Raw genomic sequence first — 18,864 nt, 5'->3', positions numbered from 1 at the left:
GTCATCGCGACACAGGCACAACCGGCACCACTCCCGCCACTCCTGTCGCGTGCTGCATCAGTCTCGCGAAAGGCAACCGCATGCTCACCGGGAACGGTCGTCACCGTCGCCCTCGTCAGGCCCCTGCTCTGGTCGTCGCCGCCGGTGTCACCGGCAGCGCCCTCGCGATCCCGCTGCTCGCCGCGACCAGCGCGAGCGCCGCCTCCACCACCACCTGGGACAAGCTCGCCGAGTGCGAGTCCGGCGGGCAGTGGAGCCTCGACGCGGGCAACGGCTACTACGGCGGGCTGCAGTTGTCGCAGGAGACGTGGGAGCAGTACGGGGGCCTCGACTACGCCCCGACCGCCGACGAGGCCAGCCGTTCGCAGCAGATAGCCGTGGCCGAGAAGGCGCTTCAGGCGAAGGGGCCCGGTGTGTGGCCCAGCTGCTCGATCGTGGCCGGTCTGACGCAGGGCGACGACGCGGCCGAGGTCGACCCGGGGGCGACCGTCTCGCCGCGGCCGTCCGGTCTCGCCCAGTCGCCGGACAAGACCGGCTCCGCGGGTTCCTCCGGTTCCTCCGACTCCTCCGGCTCGCCCAGCGCCTCAAGCTCCGCGGACGCCTCGAACTCCTCGGACGCCTCGGACTCCGGGAGAGAGAAGAGTCACCAAAACTCGGACGAGAGCGACGGCTCCGGCGCCTCCAAGAGCTCCGGTTCCGCCAAGGACGCCGACACGCCCGGCACCCCCGCCGCGTCTGACACCCCGTCGGCCGGGACCACCACCGATACCCCCGGTAACACGGCGGGCGGCGAGGCGAGCGGCGCCGCCGAAGGGGGCGATTCGGGTAAGTCGGGCCAGTCGCACGCCACTTCCGCCGACGACGCGGACGACGCGGACGACGCGGACGCGTCCTCCGCCGGTCGCCACCGGGGTGCCCCCGCCGCCGACGACGCCACGGTGTCCCGTGGGGGTGAGGGTCGTCACGCTTCTCGCGAGGAGGTCCGCTCCGAGAGCGCGTACACGGTCCGTTCCGGCGACAGTCTGTGGGACATCGCGGACGCGCAGAACGTCGACGGAGGGTGGAATGCCCTCTATGACCTCAACAAGAAGACGGTCGGTTCCGACCCCGACCTCATCCTTCCTGGTCAGAGTCTGAATCTTGGCCTCGAATCGGATGAAAAGTAGCGGGACTTCAGGGATGGTTGAGGCGCCTATGTCCGCTTTTGCGAGAGTGAGACATGAGTCTCAAACACCCTGATCGTCTTTGAAATCGGGCGGATCGACTGCTTAACGTCGTCACCGCTCGCCACAGCGGGCCCCGACGGACGTCACGCCGAATCCTGCCAACGTCCGTACGGGAACAGTCGACGCGTAAGCGCCGTAGGCAGGAGCGGGGGACCCAAGGTAAGTGCCGGTCCGCCGGCTTGGGGTTAAGCCCGCGCACTAGGTTGCGCGGCCGGACACTCACTGGTCCGCACCCGACAGCTCACCTCGTAGGCGTCGGTGAGGGGATTCCTCCATGCTGCTTTCCAGCAAGGGCAAGCACCGCCGCCCGTCCAAGGCCGTCCGTGTCGCCACGCTCGCCGGTGTCGCCGGTGCCGCCGTCGCCGTTCCGCTGATGGGTGCCACGGGCGCCTCCGCCGCCTCCACCTCCGAGTGGGACCAGGTCGCCTCCTGCGAGTCCGGCGGCAACTGGTCGATCAACACCGGCAACGGCTACTACGGCGGCCTCCAGTTCTCGTCCTCGACGTGGGCCGCGTACGGCGGCACCGCCTACGCGTCCTCCGCCGACCAGGCGTCCAAGGCGCAGCAGATATCGGTCGCCGAGAAGGTTCTCGCCTCGCAGGGCAAGGGTGCCTGGCCGAGCTGCGGTGTGGGCCTGTCCGGCGCCGACACCAGCAACTCCGCTCCGGCCGAGTCCTCGTCGGACTCCTCCTCGCAGCAGCAGGCCCAGCCGCAGCAGCAGGAGCGCTCCGACTCCTCGACGACGACCCGCTCGCAGCAGCGTCAGCAGCCGCAGCAGCAGGCTCAGCCGCAGCAGGAGACCAAGAAGGACACCGTCACCACCCCGACCGGCAAGAAGGTCGAGAAGGGCGACGGCGAGTACAAGGTCGTGACCGGCGACACGCTCAGCAAGATCGCCGAGGCGCACGGCACCAACTGGCAGAAGGTGTTCAAGCTCAACAAGGACATCGTCGCCGACGCCGACCTGATCTACCCGGGTCAGCAGCTGCACCTCAAGTAGGACCCCCGGGGCGCCGCAGAGCCCCCAGGAGCCCTCAGAGCACGACGACCCGGCATCGGCGGACGCCGGGTCCAGGGCCGCTCGCTCCGGCGACCCCCGTTCCGCTGCACGTGTGCGGAACGGGGGTCGCCGTCTTTGTTCCGTTAAGAAACATTTCGCTGTCGGCGTTGTCCACAACCCGGGCGGTCGGCTGGCCGATGCCCCGGAGCCCGTTACGCTCAGGGGTGCGGGCCAGCCGCCCGCGCTGTTGTGTCACATCCCAGAAGGAGATGCTCGTGCCGTCCATCGACGTCGTCGTAGCCCGGGAAATCCTGGACTCCCGAGGCAACCCCACGGTCGAGGTCGAGGTCGGCCTCGACGACGGCAGCACGGGTCGTGCTGCTGTCCCGTCGGGCGCCTCCACCGGTGCCTTCGAGGCCATCGAACTCCGCGACGGTGACCCCAACCGTTACCAGGGCAAGGGCGTCGAGAAGGCCGTCCTCGCCGTCATCGAGCAGATCGGCCCGGAGCTCGTCGGCTACGACGCGACCGAGCAGCGCCTGATCGACCAGGCGATGTTCGACCTGGACGCCACCGACAACAAGGGCTCGCTCGGCGCCAACGCCATCCTGGGCGTCTCCCTCGCCGTCGCGCACGCCGCGTCCGAGGCCAGCGACCTGCCGCTCTTCCGCTACCTGGGCGGCCCGAACGCGCACCTGCTGCCCGTCCCGATGATGAACATCCTGAACGGCGGGTCGCACGCCGACTCCAACGTCGACATCCAGGAGTTCATGATCGCCCCGATCGGCGCGGAGTCCTTCTCCGAGGCGCTGCGCTGGGGCACCGAGGTCTACCACACCCTGAAGAAGGTGCTGAAGACCAAGGGCCTCTCCACCGGCCTGGGCGACGAGGGCGGCTTCGCCCCGAACCTGGAGTCGAACCGCGCCGCGCTCGACCTCATCCTCGAAGCGATCAAGGAGGCCGGTTACGTCCCCGGCCAGCAGGTCGCGCTCGCGCTCGACGTCGCCGCCTCCGAGTTCTACAAGGACGGCGTCTACGAGTTCGAGGGCAAGCAGCGCTCGGCCGCCGAGATGACCGAGTACTACGCGGAGCTCGTCGACGCGTACCCGCTGGTCTCCATCGAGGACCCGCTGTTCGAGGACGACTGGGCCGGCTGGAACACCATCACCGAGAAGCTCGGCGACAAGGTGCAGCTCGTCGGCGACGACCTGTTCGTCACCAACCCGGAGCGCCTGGCCCGCGGCATCGAGGAGAACTCGGCCAACGCCCTGCTCGTCAAGGTCAACCAGATCGGCTCGCTGACCGAGACCCTGGACGCCGTCGAGCTGGCCCAGCGCAACGGCTTCAAGTGCATGATGTCGCACCGCTCCGGCGAGACCGAGGACGTCACCATCGCCGACCTCGCCGTCGCCACCAACTGCGGCCAGATCAAGACCGGCGCCCCGGCCCGCTCCGAGCGCGTCGCCAAGTACAACCAGCTCCTGCGCATCGAGGAGATCCTGGACGACGCGGCGGTCTACGCCGGTCGCTCGGCCTTCCCGCGCTTCAAGGGCTGACAGCCCGCGTTCCGAGGGCCGACCGCCCCGGCGCCGTAGTTCCGTACGTCCCCGCACTCGGTCCCGTACCGTGTGCGGGGACGTACGCACGTAGGCGGCCGGACGGCGCGCGGATCGGGGAGGCGACAGGCGAATGCCGGGAAAGGTACGGAGCAGGGGCCAGGGTGACGCGGCCCGCTTCTCCACGGCCACCCGCCTGCGCGTGCTCGGCGAGCAGACGGCCGAGCGCGTCTACCGCTCGCAGAACAAGCGCCAGGCCCGCCGCTCCCGGCTCACCGGGCGCGCGGCGCTGCTCGCCCTCGTCGTCTGCACCCTCGTGGTCGCGCTCGCGTACCCGATAAGGCAGTACGTGTCCCAGCGCGGCGAGATCGCCGACCTGCAGCGCCAGCAGCAGGAGGCGAAGGACCGCGTCGAGCGGCTGCGCGAGGAGAAGGCGCGCTGGCAGGACGACGCGTACGCCGAGCAGCGGATCCGGGAGCGCCTGCACATGGTGGCGCCGGGGGAGACCGGGTACGTGGTGCCCGACCCGCGCGCCACCGAGGACGGCCGCGACGAGCAGGGCGCGGCCGACCGCCCCTGGTACTCGAACGTCTGGGACGGCGTCGACAAGGCCGACCGCGCGAACTGATCCCCCTCCGTCCCGGCCTCCCGGTCACGTCCGCGTGACCCGGTTACTTCTAGGTGAAAGACAGGCATGGAAACGCCCCCGCCCCAGACCGAGCCCACCGCGCCCACGGACGCCGACATCCACGCGTTCCAGGAGCAGCTCGGCCGCCCGCCGCGCGGCCTGCGGGCCATCGCGCACCGCTGCCCCTGCGGCAACCCGGACGTCGTCGAGACGGCGCCGCGTCTGGAGGACGGCACGCCGTTCCCGACGACGTACTACCTGACGTGCCCGCGCGCGGCCTCCGCCATCGGCACCCTTGAGGCCAACGGCGTCATGAAGGAGATGACGGAGCGGCTCGCGAGCGACCCCGAGCTGGCGCGTCAGTACCGGGCGGCGCACGAGGACTACATCGCCCGCCGCGACGCCATCGAGGTCCTGGAGAACTTCCCGAGCGCGGGCGGTATGCCGGACCGCGTGAAGTGCCTGCACGTGCTCGTGGCGCACTCCCTCGCGGCCGGCCCCGGGGTGAACCCGCTGGGCGACGAGGCGATCGAGATGCTGCCCGAGTGGTGGAAGAAGGGCCCGTGCGTCTCCCCGGAGGTGGCCGAGTGACCCGGGTCGCGGCCGTCGACTGCGGTACGAACTCGATCCGGCTGCTCGTCGCGGACGCGAACCCGGAGACGGGCGAACTCGTGGATCTGGACCGGCGGATGACGATCGTCCGGCTCGGCCAGGGCGTCGACAAGACGGGCCGCCTCGCCCCCGAGGCGCTTGAGCGGACCTTCGCGGCGTGCCGCGAGTACGCGGAAGTGATCAAGGAGCACGGGGCCGAGCGCCTCCGTTTCGTGGCCACGTCGGCGTCGCGCGACGCCTCCAACCGCGACGACTTCGTCCGCGGGGTCCTGGACATCCTGGGCGTCGAGCCCGAGGTCATCACCGGTGACCAGGAGGCGGCGTTCTCCTTCACGGGTGCGACGAAGGAGCTGACGGGCCGGGCCGACCTGGAGACGCCGTACCTGGTGGTGGACATCGGCGGCGGCTCGACGGAGTTCGTGGTCGGCGACGGGGCGGTGCGCGCCGCCCACTCCGTCGACATCGGCTGCGTACGGATGACGGAGCGGCACCTCGTCGCGGAGGACGGTACGGTCGGCGACCCGCCGACCGCCGCGCAGATCGGGGCGATCCGCGCGGACATCGTCGCGGGTCTCGACCGTGCGGCGGACCTCGTCCCGCTGTCCGAGGCCCGCACCCTGGTCGGCCTGGCCGGTTCGGTGACGACGGTGGCGGCGCTCGCGCTCGGCCTCCCGGAGTACGACTCGGCGGCGATCCACCACGCGCGGATCTCCTACGAGAAGGTCGCCGAGATCACCGACTGGCTGCTGACGTCCACGCACGACCAGCGCGCCCTGAAGCCGGTGATCCATCCCGGCCGCGTCGACGTGATCGCCTCAGGGGCGCTCGTGCTGCGGCTGATCATGGAGCGGACCGGTGCCCGCGAGGTGGTCGTGAGCGAACACGACATTCTGGACGGCATCGCCTGGTCGCTGGCCTGACCGCAGGGCCCAGTTCTTGATCTCGCCTGAGCGTGTCGCGCCCCGTCTGAGCACGGCTTGAGGGGGTCGCGACACGCTCTTCGCGCACCCCGCCGACAAAGTTCGTGAAGTTCTTCACAAGGAATTCGGCCCCGTTGGGCGCGCTTTGTGGCCCACGGGCCCGTTCGGTGGCGTCCAGGTGGGGTGCCGGGGCCCGTCCGCGGTGTGTCCGCCGTGTTGCGGGACGATGACATCCGGGAGTGGTTCAGAGGGGTCGGAGGCTCACTGTGGCTGCTCAAGAGGGGTGAGCAACGAGTGGCGGTTGACCGTGGTTCCCTCGGCCGGCCATGACATGGGTCACGTGGGCGGCGAAGTGTAGCAGAGGCACCGTCGGTCCTTGTGAAGGGGCGCACGAGCACCCCCCTCCAACCGGGTGGATACTCGATGGCATGAGCACCACGGAGCGTCCCAGGATCCTCATTGTCGGGGGTGGGTACGTAGGCCTGTACGCGGCGCGACGCATCCTGAAGAAGATGCGTTACGCGGAAGCGACCGTCACGGTCGTCGACCCGCGCTCGTACATGACGTACCAGCCCTTCCTCCCCGAGACCGCCGCAGGCAGCATCTCGCCGCGCAACGTCGTCGTCCCGCTGCGACGCGCTGTGCCGGGCGCCGAGATTCTCACCGGCCGCGTCACCACCATCGACCAGGACCGCAAGGTCGCCACGGTCTCCCCGCTCGTCGGTGAGGCGTACGAGGTGCCCTTCGACTACCTGGTGATCGCGCTCGGCGCGGTCTCCCGCACCTTCCCGACCCCCGGCCTCGCCGAGGTGGGCATCGGTATGAAGGGCGTCGAGGAGGCCATCGGCCTGCGCAACCACGTGCTCGAGCAGCTCGACAAGGCCGAGTCCACGACGGACGAGGAGATCCGCCGCAAGGCGCTCACCTTCGTCTTCGTCGGCGGTGGCTTCGCGGGCGCCGAGACGATCGGCGAGGTCGAGGACCTGGCGCGCGACGCCGCCAAGTTCTACAAGAACGTGAAGCGCGAGGACATGCGCTTCATCCTGGTCGACGCCGCCGACAAGGTGCTGCCCGAGGTCGGTCCGGAGCTGGGCGTCTACGGCCGCAAGCACCTGGAGTCCCGCGGCATCGAGGTCTACCTCTCCACGACGATGCCCTCCTGCGTGGACGGTCACGTCGTGCTGAGCAACGGCCTGGAGGCCGACTCCAACACGGTCGTCTGGACCGCCGGCGTGAAGCCGAACCCGGCGCTCGCCCGCTTCGGTCTCCCGCTCGGCCCGCGCGGCCACGTGGACACCAGCGAGAAGCTCCAGGTCCAGGGCACCGACTACATCTGGGCCGCGGGCGACAACGCCCAGGTCCCGGACGTCGTCGGCCGCAAGAACGGCAACCCGAACGCCTGGTGCCCGCCGAACGCGCAGCACGCCATGCGCCAGGCCAAGGTCCTCGGTGACAACGTGGTCTCGGGTATGCGCGGCTTCCCGCAGCGCACGTACGAGCACGCCAACAAGGGTGCGGTCGCCGGTCTCGGCCTGCACAAGGGCGTCGCGATGATCGTCATGGGCAAGATGAAGATCAAGCTCAAGGGCCGCCTTGCCTGGTACATGCACCGCGGCTACCACGGCATGGCGATGCCGACGTACAACCGCAAGATCCGGGTGATCGCCGAGTGGACGATCAACATGTTCCAGAAGCGCGACATCACCGCGCTCGGCGCCCTGGAGACTCCGCGCGAGGAGTTCTACGAGGCCGCCAAGCCGGCTCCGGCGCCCAAGTCGGCCGCCGAGAAGTCCGAGGGCAAGGTCGAGGAGAAGGCCAAGGCCTCCTGACCCCGGCGTAGTCCGAGTACCGCGCAACGCCCGAAGGGGCCGCTCGCCATCCGTGGTGCGAGTGGCCCCTTCGGCGTGTGCGCGACCACATACATGGTATCTACAGGTATTTTGCCGATCCGTGACGCGAACACGGGACTGCGGAATGCTCCGCTCGGTGTTTACGTGGTGTTGGACCGTTCCGGGATTTCCCCTGTCACGGAGGTGTGCGCCATGCAGGACGCCGCACAGCGGCTGAAGAACATCGCCGAGCGACTGCTCGGCAGCGAACTCCCGGTGCGCCTTCGCGCCTGGGACGGTTCGGAGGCCGGCCCCCCGGACGCCCCCGTCCTCGTCGTGCGCAGCCGCCGCGCCCTGCGCAGGCTGCTGTGGAAACCGGGCGAGCTGGGCCTCGCCCGCGCGTGGGTCGCCGGTGAACTCGACGTCGACGGCGACCTGTACGCGGCGCTCGACGTCATGGCCGGACTCCTCTGGGAGCGGGAGCCGGACGCGGACGGCGAGCGCAGAGGGCTCCTCCAGGCGCTCAGAGACCCGGAGGTGCGCGCCGCCGCCGGGGACCTGGCCAAGCTGGCGGGACCGTTCCCGCCACCCGCACCGCCCGCCGAGGAGACGCGCCGCAGGAGCCGCCTCCACCTGCACACCAAGGGCAGCGACAAGCAGGCCATCAGCCACCACTACGACGTCGGCAACGACTTCTACGCGCTGGTCCTCGGCCCGTCCATGGTCTACTCGTGCGCGTACTGGGAGTCGCCCGGCGCCACGCTCGAATCCGCTCAGCGCGACAAGCTCTCCCTGGTCGCCCGCAAGCTCGACCTGAAGCCCGGCATGCGCCTGCTGGACGTGGGCTGCGGCTGGGGCTCCATGGCCATCCACGCCGCCCGCGAGCACGGGGTGTCCGTCGTCGGCGTCACGCTCTCCCAGGAGCAGGCCGCGTACGCCAGGAAGCGCGTCGCCGACGAGGGGCTCACCGACCGCGTCGAGATCCGCGTCCAGGACTACCGCGACGTGCGCGACGGCCCCTACGACGCCATCTCCTCCATCGGCATGGCCGAGCACGTCGGCTCGGCCCGCTACCTGGAGTACGCGACCGACCTGTACGCCCTGCTCAAGCCCGGCGGGCGGCTGCTCAACCACCAGATCGCACGGCGCCCCCAGGAGGACGAGTCGGCCTACGAGGTCGACGAGTTCATCGACGCCTACGTCTTCCCCGACGGCGAGCTGGCCCCGGTCGGCACGACCACCGGGCTCCTGGAGCGGGCCGGGTTCGAGGTCCGCGACCTGGAGGCGATCCGCGAGCACTACGCGCTCACCCTGCGCCAGTGGGTGCGCAACCTGGAGGCCCGCTGGCCCGAGGCCCTCAAGATGGTCAGCCCCGGCCGGGCCCGCGTCTGGCGCCTCTACATGGCCGCCTCCGCCCTGAGCTTCGAGCGCAACCGCATCGGCGTCAACCAGATCCTGGCGGTGAAGACCCCGGTCAGCGGCGCCTCCGGGATGCCGTTGCGGGCCCGCACCTGGAACTAGCGCCTTTCTGAGCCGTACGTGACGGGGGGCGCCCGGTGATGACCACCGGGCGCCCCCACCTACGTCGCTGCATTGCCGCTACTCGGCCTTGATGGCCGCAAGCATGTTCAGGCGGGCGGCGCGGCGGGCCGGCCACAGGGCGGCCAGGATGCCGACGACCGCGGCGAGCGCGAGGAAGACGCCCATCCGGCCCCAGGGCAGGACCAGTTCGTACGTCGCCATCGTCTTGCCGATCAGCTCGCCCGCGGCCCAGCCGAAGAACACACCGAGGCCGATGCCGAGCACGCCGCCGAAGAGCGAGATGACCAGGGACTCCAGGCGGACCATGCGCTTGATGCCCTTGCGGTCGATGCCGATCGCGCGGAGCATCCCGATCTCCTGCTGCCGCTCGAAGACCGACATGGCCAGCGTGTTGATGACACCGAGGACCGCGACGATGACCGCCATGGCGAGCAGCCCGTAGAGCATGTTCAGCATCAGCGTGAACATCTGGGCCACTTCGTTGGAGATGTCCTGACGGTCCTGGATCTTGATCGCCGGGTTCTCGCCGAGCGCCTTGGTGAGCTTGTCCTTCGCGGCGTCGGAGGCGCCGCCGGACGTCTTCACCATGACCTGCATGTCCGAGACGCCGTCGGTGAGGTGCGGGGTGAGGGTCGGGGAGTCGATCATGATGCCGCGGATCATCTCGTTGGCCTCGTAGACGCCCGCGACGGTCAGCCGCTGCTTCTTGGCGTCCTCATAGGTGACGGTGAAGTCCGAACCGGCGCTCCAGTGGTGGTCCTTGGCCGTCTTGTCGTCGACGACGACGCGGGAGCCGCCGACGGTGAACTTCCCGTCCTTCACCGGCAGGTCGACGAGCTGATCGATCGTCTTGCCGTTGACGCCGGTGAGGTACTCGCTTGAGCCGCCGATCCGCGACGGCGAGTTGGCCAGGCCGCTGCTCGCGGTCACGCCCGAGGTCTTGTCGAGGCTCTCGCGGACGTCGGGGGAGAGCGAGTTGCCGTTCGCCATGGAGACGACGTAGTCGGCCTTGATGGAGTCGGCGGCCATCTTGTTGATCGCCGACTGGACGCTGCCCGCGATGACCGTGAGGCCCGTGATCAGCGTCAGGCCGATCATCAGCGCCGACGCGGTGGCCGCGGTGCGGCGCGGGTTGCGGACCGAGTTCAGCCGGGCCAGCTTGCCGGAGATGCCGAAGGCGCGAAGCAGCGGGGCCGCGGCGGCGATCAGCGGGCGGGACAGCAGCGGGGTCAGGATGAAGACGCCGATGACGAGCAGCGCGGCGCCGAGCGCCATCGGGGCCTGGCCCTCGTCGCCCTTCATGGTGGTCGCGGCGAGCACGGCGGCGACGCCGGCGGCCGAGACGAGCGAGCCGAGCGTGTTGCGCAGGACCAGGGACTTGGTGGTCGGGGCGGCGTGCACCGCGTTCATCGCGGCGACCGGCGGGATCTTCGCGGCGCGGCGGCCCGGCAGCCAGGCGGCCAGCATCGTGATCAGGACGCCGACGACGAGGGCGGAGACGACCGTGCCGGCGGTGACGACGAGCGGCCCGTCCGGGATGATCGCGCCCGTCCCGTTCATCAGGGAGCGCAGGCCCGCGCCGATCCCGATGCCGACGGCCAGACCGGTGACGGCGGCGACAGCACCCACCACGAACGCCTCGATCAGCACCGAACGCGTCACCTGGCGGCGCGAGGCGCCGACCGCGCGCATCAGGGCCAGCTCCTTCGTGCGCTGGGCGACCAGCATCGTGAAGGTGTTGGCGATGATGAAGATGCCGACGAAGAGCGAGACGCCGGCGAAACCGAGAAGCAGCTGCTTCATGGAGCTCATCGACGAGGAGATCATCTCGGCCTGCTCGTCGGCGAGGTGCCGACCCGTCTCCGTCTCGACGTTCTTCGTGCCGAGCGCCTTGTCGAGCTGGGCGCGCAGCTGGTCCTCCGTGGTGCCCGCGGCGGCCCGCACGTCGATCTCGTCGTACGCGCCCTGCTTGTGGAAGAGCTGCTGCGCGGTCGCCGTGTCGAACAGGGCGAGGGAGCCGCCCGCGGTGACATTGCCGTCGTCGGTGGTGAAGACGCCCGTCAGGGTCGGCGTCAGGACCGGCCCGTCGACGGACATCCGGACCTGGTCGCCGACCTTGTACCCGGCCCGCTTCGCCGTCTCCGCGTCGAGCGCGACCTGGTTCTTGCCGTGCGGGGCCGTGCCCTCCTTGAGCGGGTAGCGGCTGTCCTTGTCGCCCCAGTAGTTGCCGCCCTTGGTGGAGAAACCGTTGCCGACGAGCTTGCCGTCCTGGTCGGCGACGGCGGCGTAGCCGCTGAGCACACCGGTCGCCGACGCGGCGCCGGGCACGTCCTGTGCCTTCTTCAGCGTGGCGTCGGTCAGCTTGATCTCCTCACCGACCTTGTCGTCGGTGCCGTCCTTCCAGCCGGGTGTGACGGCCACGTCGACCTGGTCGAAGCCCTTGGACGAGGACTTCTCCAGGGCGGAGGAGATGGTGTTGGTGAAGACGAGGGTGCCGGAGACGAAGGCGACGCCGAGCATGACGGCGAGGACCGTCATGAGGAGGCGTGCTTTATGGGCGAACACATTGCGCAAGGCGGTACGGAACATGGGTCGGGCTCAGTCCTGGGGGTCGTGGCGGAGGGTGGATCAAGCCCCTCCGGCGATTGAGGAGCGGGGTCCGGGGCAGAGCCCCGCGGCCTCAGCGCCAGTGCGGGGCGCGAGAACAGGGACGGCAGTCAAGCGCGGGTCAGCTGGTGCGCCCCTTGGCGTCGAACCGCTTCATACGGTCCAGGACGCGGTCCGCCGTCGGCTCGTACATGTCGTCGACGATGCGCCCGTCCGCCAGGAACACGACGCGGTCCGCGTACGCCGCCGCCACCGGGTCGTGCGTGACCATGACGACGGTCTGGCCCAGTTCGCGCACGGAGTTGCGCAGGAAGCCGAGGACCTCCGCGCCGGAGCGGGAGTCCAGGTTGCCCGTCGGCTCGTCGCCGAAGACGATCTCGGGCCGGGAGGCGAGGGCGCGGGCCACCGCCACGCGCTGCTGCTGGCCGCCGGAGAGCTGCGCCGGGCGGTGGCCGAGGCGGCCCGAGAGGCCGACCATGTGGATCACGTTCTCCAGCCACTGCTTGTCGGGCTTGCGGCCCGCGATGTCCATGGGGAGCGTGATGTTCTCCAGGGCGGTCAGCGTCGGCAGCAGGTTGAACGCCTGGAAGATGAACCCGATCTTGTCCCTGCGCAACTTGGTCAGCTGCTTGTCCTTGAGGGAGCCCAGCTCGGTGTCGCCGATGCGGACCGAGCCCGAGGAGAAGGTGTCCAGGCCCGCGACGCAGTGCATCAGCGTCGACTTGCCGGAGCCCGACGGACCCATGATCGCGGTGAACTCGGCCTGCCGGAACTCGATGGAGACCCGGTCCAGGGCGACCACCTGGGTCTCACCCTGTCCGTAGACCTTGGAGAGCTCCGTGGCGCGGGCGGCCGCCGTGGTGGTCCGGCCGGCGAGGGGGGTGGTGGTCACGGGAGGGTGCTCCTGTCGGGACGACTGCTGGGGACCTTTCCATCGTCTCGGCCGCCGGAGCGCGTGGAGTCAGCCGCTGTTCCCGTTCCAGGGGGCGACTTCGGTCGGACCGGGCGGCGTCGCGTCATACCTGGGGATGACACGGACCCCCGAGAGAGGCGCACTTGCGCGGCTCACCGGCGGGCGGTGAAATTCCGTCAATCCCCGGCGACGGGCCGTCAACCGTGGAAGGGCCCCCGGCAAGTGCGTATGGCGACTGTCGTGTGCTGATGCACCCTCAGACGCCAATAAAATAAGACAACATCGGGCCATCGGCCCGGTGACCGGGGGAGGCCGCCGGATAGGCTCGGACGGTCTACGCGGAGCCCCACAGCCTGCCCGGATGGTGGAATGCAGACACGGCGAGCTTAAACCTCGCTGCCCTTCGCGGGCGTACCGGTTCAAGTCCGGTTCCGGGCACCTCCGACTTCCTTCACCTCTGCTGTCATGTCGCGGTCGCGCGCGTGGCGGGCGCCCCATTGACGGCGGCATCGCCGCTGCGGAGAATCCCGCCGCCCGAGCCCCGGCGGCGGAACAACGGGAGTACCCCGCACGTTGGCGGTAACAGGATGGGAAAGATCCTCCCTGAGCACTAGGGCCGGATCTTTGCCAGACCATTACTCTTGTGGCAAGGCCATACACGGTGGCCATGGAGGAGTGAAATGAGGAGCAGCAACCCGGTCTTCTCGCGACGGGGATTCAGCCGCGACAACGGCTACGCGCAGTTCAACGCGCAGCCGCAGGCCGGGGGCCCCGCGGTCGGTACGCAGGCCAACCCCTACGGCCAGGCGCCCGCCGGCAACCCGTACGCGCAGAACCCCTACGCGCAGCAGGACGTGCAGTACGGCGCTCCGCAGGCGCCCGCCACCACCGGCCGCATGACGATGGACGACGTCATCATGCGCACCGCCACCACCCTCGGTGTCCTCGTCGTCACCGCCGCGCTCGCCTGGGCGCTGCTGCCGGTGGACGACGCGAACATCGGCAGGTCGTACGGCATCGCGATCGGTGCCGGACTCGTGGCGATGGTGCTCGGCTTCGTCCAGGCGTTCAAGCGCTCGGCGTCCCCGGCGCTGATCATCGGCTACGCGGCGCTGGAGGGTGTCTTCCTCGGCGTCGTGTCGAGCGTCGTCGACAACCGCATCGCGGACGGCGCGGCCATGCAGGCCGTGCTCGGCACCATGGCCACCTTCGCGGCCGTCCTGATCGCCTACAAGGCGGGCTGGATCCGCGTCAACCGGCGCTTCTACGGCTTCGTGATGGCCGCCGCGATGGCGTTCATCCTGCTGATGGCGGTCAACCTGCTGTTCGCGGTCTTCGGCGGCGGTGACGGCCTCGGCTTCCGCAGCGGCGGCCTCGGCATCCTGTTCGGCGTCATCGGCATCCTGCTCGGCGCGTGCTTCCTGGCCCTGGACTTCAAGCAGGTCGAGGACGGCATCGCGTACGGCGCCCCGAAGGAAGAGGCGTGGCTCGCCGCCTTCGGTCTGACCATGACCCTGGTCTGGATCTACATGGAGTTCCTGCGGATCATCGCGATCCTGCAAGGCAACGACTGACCGGGCGACGCCTGACCCGAGTGGTGAAGTGAGGGGCCCGCGCACTCCGGTGCGCGGGCCCCTCGCCGTTTGTGTGGGTGGGGGAGCCGGGGTTCAGCCGAACCGCCGAGCGGCACGCCTGAGGTCGTACTCGTGGATGATCGCCTTGGCGTGGCCGTACGCGAGGTCGTGCTCCCCGCGGAGCCAGCTGACCTTCTCCTCGAAGCGGAGGAAGCAGGGGCCTTCTTCGACGGTGCGCAGCCAGTCGGAGACCTCACGACCGGTGCAGTGGGGGATGCGAGCCAGCAGATTGCGGTGGGTCTCCGCGTAGAACACTTGGGACATCGGCGCCTCCGGAACGCTTCGATGTGGCCTGTCCTTCACGCCACCGTGCCTGAGCGCCGCACGCTTGTAAACAGCTACAGTCGCCGAGTGCTTGATACGACGCCATTGACGGCCGCGGTGGACCAGTTCGCGGATCGGCTGCGGGCCGCGCCGCAGAGCCGGCTGCAACGAGGGGCCGCCGCGGAGGCATTGGCCCTGGCCAGAGAGTTGTCCGGGCGAGCGCAGCGGTTGGAGGATCCGGACGCGCCGGTGCGGGAGATGCCCGACGCGGGGATGTTCGCGGCGGCGGACCAAGTGACGGTCGCCGCGCGGGACCTGGCGGTCGCCCTGCGGGACGAGGGCGGTCTCGCGGACGCCGTGGACCAGGTCGAGATCGCCATGAAGCGGGCCGGAATCTGACCCGGCGGGGATGCCGGGAGCGGGCCGGGATTTGATCCGGCGGGGCTGCCGGGAGCGGGCCGGGGTCTGGCCCGCGAGGGAGGCCGGAAGCGGGCCGGTCAGGCCGACGCTATGACGCGGTCGGCCAGGATGTAGACGTTGTCGCCCGCGCACTCGAAGGTCAGCGCGTACGCGCCGGAGACACCGGAGCCGCCGAGCAGGACGGGGCTGTCGCCGTCACGCAGGGCCGCGGCGAGCTGTTCCGCCGTCTCGCGGTGGCCCGGGGTCATGCACAGCGTCGTCCCGTCGGCGAAGACGTAGACGTCGAGCGTGCCGAGCGGGCCGGGGCGGACGTCGGACAGGGCGGTGCGGGTGTGCGCCAGCTCCTCCAGGCACGCCACCGTGCGCTCATGGTCACTGACGACGGGTGACTGCACCGGCACGAAGTCGGGGTGCGAGGGGTGCCGGCGCCGGGCGGCGGCCAGCTCGGGGGACTCGCTGGGGGCACCTCCCTGGACGGAGTCCTTGGGGAAGAACTCGTCCTCCGGCTCGAGAGCCGACTCGACCACGGGCTCGACGACCGGCTCCAGGCCTGCGAAGTCGGCCTGGCGCGGCATGAAGAACTCGTTGCCGAGCACCTCGTCGAGGGACGCGCCGCCGAGACCGCCGCCGCCCGCGAGGAACGGGGGCAGGTCCGAGGTGTCGCGCGCCTCCTGCGCCGCCCAGAACGCCCGCGCCTCCGCCAGCTCGCGCTCCCGCTCCTCGGCGAGGGCGTCGGCGACGGCGACCCGTATGGCGTCCATGTCGGCGCTCAGATCGGCGGTCGTGCGTGCCGCGGGCACGCCCGGGTGCGCGCCGGTGGCACGGGACCGTGACACCTCTTCGCGCAGATCCGCGATCTGTCGTCGCAGACCCCGGACGTTGTGCAGGGTGGCGGCGCCGACGGCCGTGGCAGCGGCCGTGGCGAGCAGCAGTGCAAGAGGGATGGCGCTCACTGACGTACTCCCGGTTTCAAGTCGACCCCCGACTTCCTACATCAGCTTGAAGCCTGGACGAACCAGCTGTCAGTGCATTACGTCACGAAATGGACAGGTCTTTTGGCCAGGCGTTTAGCCCACAAATGGGTCGGGTACCGGGCTGACCTGCGAAATCCTTCTCCCCCGAGATGTACGTCACATCCTGGGGGAGATTGGATCACGATTGCATAGCCGGATTCAGGACAGCCCGGTCCTGACCGGCCGGTCGGCTCCTGATCAGCTGAGGCGCTCGATGACCATGGCCATGCCCTGGCCGCCGCCGACGCACATCGTCTCCAGACCGAACTGCTTGTCGTGGAACTGGAGGCTGTTGATCAGCGTGCCGGTGATGCGGGCGCCGGTCATGCCGAAGGGGTGGCCGACGGCGATGGCGCCACCGTTCACATTCAGCTTGTCCTCGTCGATGCCCAGGTCGCGGGCGGACGGGATGACCTGCGCGGCGAACGCCTCGTTGATCTCGAACAGGTCGATGTCGCCGACGCCGAGACCGGCCCGCTTCAGCGCCTGCTTGCTCGCCTCGACCGGACCCAGGCCCATGATCTCGGGGGAGAGGCCGGAGACGCCGGTGGAGACGACGCGGGCCAGCGGGGTCAGACCCAGCTCCCGCGCCTTCGTGTCCGACATGATCACGAGGGCGGCGGCGCCGTCGTTCAGCGGGCAGCAGTTGCCCGCCGTGACCATGCCGTCGGGGCGGAAGACCGGCTTCAGGCCCGCCACGCCCTCCATCGTCACGCCGGCGCGCGGCCCGTCGTCCTTGCTCACGACCGTGCCGTCCGGGGTGGTGACCGGGGTGATCTCCCGCTCCCAGAAGCCGTTCTTGAGCGCTTCCTCGGCACGGTTCTGCGAGCGCACGCCGAACGCGTCCATGTCCTCGCGCGTCACGCCCTTCAGACGCGCCAGGTTCTCGGCGGTCTGGCCCATCGCGATGTACGCGTCCGGGACCAGGCCGTCCTCGCGCGGGTCGTGCCAGCTCGTGCCCGTCTGCCCGGCTACCTCGGCGGTACGGGCCTCGGCCTCGGCGAAGAACGGGTTACGGGTGTCCGGCAGCGAGTCCGAGTTGCCCTTCGCGAAGCGCGACACCATCTCGACGCCCGCCGAGATGAAGACGTCGCCCTCGCCCGCCTTGATCGCGTGCAGCGCCATGCGGGTCGTCTGGAGGGACGACGAGCAGTAGCGGGTGACCGTGCAGCCCGGGAGGTGGTCCATGCCCATCTGCACGGCCACGATGCGGCCCAGGTTGTTGCCCTGCTCGCCGCCGGGGAGACCGCAGCCGAGCATCAGGTCGTCGATGTCGCGCGGGTCCAGCTCCGGGACCTTCGCGAGCGCGGTCTGGATGATCGTCGCGGTCAGGTCGTCCGCGCGCAGGTCCTTCAGGGAGCCCTTGAACGCGCGGCCGATGGGGGAGCGGGCGGCTGAGACGATTACGGCTTCGGGCATCACGGCTCCAGGGGGAGTTCTTGGCGAACGGCAGGACCGCTTCGGAAGTTACCCGTACGTATGGCGGGGGTCACGGGTGTGGGGGTGTGACCCCTGCCGCATTTTTCTAAGCGCTTGCTCAGGGCTCCGCCGGTTCGGCCGGTCCCTAGTGCGGGGCCCCTTGGCGCGGTACCCCGCGCCCTGTTTCGGGGCTCTGCCCCGGACCCCGCTCCTCAATCGCCGGAGGGGCTTGAAGGGGCCGCTGCTCAATCGCCGCAGGGGCCCGTGTTTGCCGTTACCGGGTCCTGGGTGGGGACTCGGCGGCGTTTGCGGCGTTTCAGGAGGGCCCAGGGGCCTCGGGGGCCCGTCGGCATGGCGGCGGTGACCTCGGTGCCGCCCTCCTCCACCGCCTTCGCCGCGGCGCGGGCCACCGGCAGGAAGCCCTCCGCGCGGGAGACGTCGGGGCGTTCCTCGTCCGGCCAGGCGCCCATGGCCGCGCACAGGGTGGGCAGGACGGCCATGGCCGCCGTCTGGTAGCCCTCGGCGGAGGGGTGGTAGTTGTCGGGGCCGAAGAGCTCGCGCGGGTTAGCGGAGAACTCCGGGCCGAGGAGGTCGCCGAGGGAGACCGTGCGGCCACCCTGTTCGACCACGCCGATCGTCTGGGCGGCGGCGAGCTGGCGGGAGGCGCGGCGGGCCAGCCAGCGCAGCGGCTGCTGCACCGGCTCGACCGAGCCCAGGTCGGGGCAGGTGCCGACCACGACCTCGGCGCCGGCCGTGCGCAGGCGCCGGACCGCCGCCGCCAGGTGACGGACGGACTTGGTGGCGGGGATGCGGTGCGTGACGTCGTTGGCGCCGATCATGATGACGCAGACGTCGGGGCGCCACTCCGGGTCCGCGAGGACGAGCGCCACCTGCCGGTCCAGGTCGTCGGACATGGCGCCCGGCAGCGCCACGTTGCGCAGCTGCACCGCGCGCTCCGAGACCGCCGAGAGCCCCGACGCGAGCAGCGCGCCCGGGGTCTGCCGGGCCCGGTGCACGCCCTGGCCCGCCGCCGTGGAATCGCCCAGCATGGCGAAGCGCAGCGGCTCGGCGCCCGCGTCCCCGTACGTCGTGCCGTAGAGGCCGTCGGCGGAGGGGAGGTGGACCGGCGCGGTGCCGTGGTTGCCCACCTGGCGCCGCGCGAACTGCACCTCCGCGAGCACCACCCCGACCGCGGCCGCGCCCAGCAATCCGATCCCGCCGCCGCCGTACGCCGCCCCCGCGGCGATCCGCCGTGCCACCCTTGCCCTGCTCGACATGTTC

At 70.3% G+C, this 18,864-nt stretch carries 16 protein-coding genes, 1 tRNA gene and 1 riboswitch; of the genes, 11 read left to right on the top strand and 6 right to left on the bottom strand.

The window, feature by feature from the left end:
* Positions 1-80 precede the first annotated feature (80 nt).
* The 8 genes from C1N81_RS21420 (at position 81) to C1N81_RS21385 (ending at position 9,292) form a co-directional block, all read left to right on the top strand.
* Positions 81-1,166 (top strand): transglycosylase family protein, encoded by a 1,086-nt coding sequence (locus tag C1N81_RS21420; protein WP_394431473.1) that lies wholly within the window; start codon positions 81-83, stop codon positions 1,164-1,166.
* Positions 1,167-1,347: 181 nt separating this feature from the next.
* A riboswitch (cyclic di-AMP (ydaO/yuaA leader) is annotated at positions 1,348-1,496 on the top strand.
* 4 nt (positions 1,497-1,500) lie between these two features.
* Positions 1,501-2,226: a transglycosylase family protein gene (locus tag C1N81_RS21415; RefSeq protein WP_394431471.1), complete on the top strand. Its 726-nt coding sequence runs from the start codon at positions 1,501-1,503 to the stop codon at positions 2,224-2,226.
* A 275-nt stretch (positions 2,227-2,501) separates the two neighbouring features.
* The gene (gene eno, locus C1N81_RS21410; protein WP_394431469.1) at positions 2,502-3,782 is read left to right on the top strand and encodes a phosphopyruvate hydratase; all 1,281 of its coding nucleotides are present in this window, start codon (positions 2,502-2,504) and stop codon (positions 3,780-3,782) included.
* A 133-nt stretch (positions 3,783-3,915) separates the two neighbouring features.
* The gene (locus C1N81_RS21405) at positions 3,916-4,410 is read left to right on the top strand and encodes an FtsB family cell division protein (RefSeq protein WP_394431467.1); all 495 of its coding nucleotides are present in this window, start codon (positions 3,916-3,918) and stop codon (positions 4,408-4,410) included.
* A gap of 66 nt (positions 4,411-4,476) precedes the next feature.
* Complete coding sequence (locus C1N81_RS21400) at positions 4,477-5,001, top strand: DUF501 domain-containing protein (protein WP_394431465.1); 525 nt, start codon at positions 4,477-4,479, stop codon at positions 4,999-5,001.
* Positions 4,998-5,942: a Ppx/GppA phosphatase family protein gene (locus C1N81_RS21395; RefSeq protein WP_394431463.1), complete on the top strand. Its 945-nt coding sequence runs from the start codon at positions 4,998-5,000 to the stop codon at positions 5,940-5,942. Before C1N81_RS21400 ends, C1N81_RS21395 begins: the two co-directional genes overlap by 4 nt.
* A 428-nt stretch (positions 5,943-6,370) precedes the next feature.
* A complete protein-coding gene (locus C1N81_RS21390) occupies positions 6,371-7,771 on the top strand; it encodes an NAD(P)/FAD-dependent oxidoreductase (protein WP_394431461.1) in 1,401 nt (466 codons plus the stop codon).
* 213 nt (positions 7,772-7,984) lie between these two features.
* Complete coding sequence (locus C1N81_RS21385; RefSeq protein ID WP_394431460.1) at positions 7,985-9,292, top strand: class I SAM-dependent methyltransferase; 1,308 nt, start codon at positions 7,985-7,987, stop codon at positions 9,290-9,292.
* A 78-nt stretch (positions 9,293-9,370) separates the two neighbouring features.
* Here C1N81_RS21385 and C1N81_RS21380 read toward each other — a convergent pair whose 3' ends face one another.
* Positions 9,371-11,902, bottom strand: a complete 2,532-nt coding sequence (locus tag C1N81_RS21380) for an ABC transporter permease (protein ID WP_394431458.1) — start codon at positions 11,900-11,902, stop codon at positions 9,371-9,373.
* Positions 11,903-12,041: 139 nt separating this feature from the next.
* Complete coding sequence (locus tag C1N81_RS21375; RefSeq protein WP_394431456.1) at positions 12,042-12,812, bottom strand: ABC transporter ATP-binding protein; 771 nt, start codon at positions 12,810-12,812, stop codon at positions 12,042-12,044.
* A 376-nt stretch (positions 12,813-13,188) separates the two neighbouring features.
* Here C1N81_RS21375 and C1N81_RS21370 point away from each other — a divergent pair.
* Together C1N81_RS21370 and C1N81_RS21365 are read left to right on the top strand one after the other, a co-directional pair.
* Positions 13,189-13,271: transfer RNA gene (locus C1N81_RS21370), tRNA-Leu, on the top strand.
* Positions 13,272-13,513: 242 nt separating this feature from the next.
* Positions 13,514-14,407, top strand: a complete 894-nt coding sequence (locus C1N81_RS21365) for a Bax inhibitor-1/YccA family protein (RefSeq protein WP_394431454.1) — start codon at positions 13,514-13,516, stop codon at positions 14,405-14,407.
* Positions 14,408-14,500: 93 nt separating this feature from the next.
* On the opposite strand, the gene C1N81_RS21360 is transcribed toward C1N81_RS21365, so the two are convergent.
* Positions 14,501-14,731 carry a DUF4287 domain-containing protein gene (locus tag C1N81_RS21360; RefSeq protein ID WP_394431452.1) on the bottom strand — a complete coding sequence of 77 codons (231 nt, stop codon included), beginning with the start codon at positions 14,729-14,731 and terminating at the stop codon, positions 14,501-14,503.
* Positions 14,732-14,818: 87 nt separating this feature from the next.
* Between C1N81_RS21360 and C1N81_RS21355 the strand changes: the two genes are divergently transcribed.
* On the top strand, positions 14,819-15,130 hold the full coding sequence (locus tag C1N81_RS21355; RefSeq protein ID WP_394431450.1) for a hypothetical protein: 312 nt from the start codon (positions 14,819-14,821) through the stop codon (positions 15,128-15,130).
* A gap of 98 nt (positions 15,131-15,228) precedes the next feature.
* On the opposite strand, the gene C1N81_RS21350 is transcribed toward C1N81_RS21355, so the two are convergent.
* The 3 genes from C1N81_RS21350 to C1N81_RS21340 form a co-directional block, all read right to left on the bottom strand.
* A complete protein-coding gene (locus C1N81_RS21350; RefSeq protein ID WP_394431448.1) occupies positions 15,229-16,104 on the bottom strand; it encodes a hypothetical protein in 876 nt (291 codons plus the stop codon).
* A 258-nt stretch (positions 16,105-16,362) separates the two neighbouring features.
* Positions 16,363-17,583 carry an acetyl-CoA C-acetyltransferase gene (locus tag C1N81_RS21345; protein WP_394431446.1) on the bottom strand — a complete coding sequence of 407 codons (1,221 nt, stop codon included), beginning with the start codon at positions 17,581-17,583 and terminating at the stop codon, positions 16,363-16,365.
* 245 nt (positions 17,584-17,828) lie between these two features.
* Complete coding sequence (locus tag C1N81_RS21340) at positions 17,829-18,860, bottom strand: SGNH/GDSL hydrolase family protein (RefSeq protein WP_394431444.1); 1,032 nt, start codon at positions 18,858-18,860, stop codon at positions 17,829-17,831.
* Positions 18,861-18,864: the final 4 nt, after the last annotated feature.

It is taken from the genome of Streptomyces sp. SGAir0957, assembly GCF_043523415.1.
Note: the sequence above shows the minus strand (reverse complement) of the source record. Positions and strands in the feature narration are given on the sequence as shown.

Bases quoted from the DNA above. Each gene is read 5' to 3' on its own strand.
- C1N81_RS21390 (WP_394431461.1), top strand. From the start codon at position 6,371: ATGAGCACCACGGAGCGTCCCAGGATCCTCATTGTCGGGGGTGGGTAC.
- C1N81_RS21420 (WP_394431473.1), top strand. From the start codon at position 81: ATGCTCACCGGGAACGGTCGTCACCGTCGCCCTCGTCAGGCCCCTGCT.
- C1N81_RS21405 (WP_394431467.1), top strand. From the start codon at position 3,916: ATGCCGGGAAAGGTACGGAGCAGGGGCCAGGGTGACGCGGCCCGCTTC.
- C1N81_RS21400 (WP_394431465.1), top strand. From the start codon at position 4,477: ATGGAAACGCCCCCGCCCCAGACCGAGCCCACCGCGCCCACGGACGCC.
- C1N81_RS21365 (WP_394431454.1), top strand. From the start codon at position 13,514: ATGAGGAGCAGCAACCCGGTCTTCTCGCGACGGGGATTCAGCCGCGAC.
- C1N81_RS21415 (WP_394431471.1), top strand. From the start codon at position 1,501: ATGCTGCTTTCCAGCAAGGGCAAGCACCGCCGCCCGTCCAAGGCCGTC.
- C1N81_RS21360 (WP_394431452.1), bottom strand. From the start codon at position 14,731: ATGTCCCAAGTGTTCTACGCGGAGACCCACCGCAATCTGCTGGCTCGC.
- C1N81_RS21340 (WP_394431444.1), bottom strand. From the start codon at position 18,860: ATGTCGAGCAGGGCAAGGGTGGCACGGCGGATCGCCGCGGGGGCGGCG.
- C1N81_RS21385 (WP_394431460.1), top strand. From the start codon at position 7,985: ATGCAGGACGCCGCACAGCGGCTGAAGAACATCGCCGAGCGACTGCTC.
- C1N81_RS21380 (WP_394431458.1), bottom strand. From the start codon at position 11,902: ATGTTCCGTACCGCCTTGCGCAATGTGTTCGCCCATAAAGCACGCCTC.
- C1N81_RS21345 (WP_394431446.1), bottom strand. From the start codon at position 17,583: ATGCCCGAAGCCGTAATCGTCTCAGCCGCCCGCTCCCCCATCGGCCGC.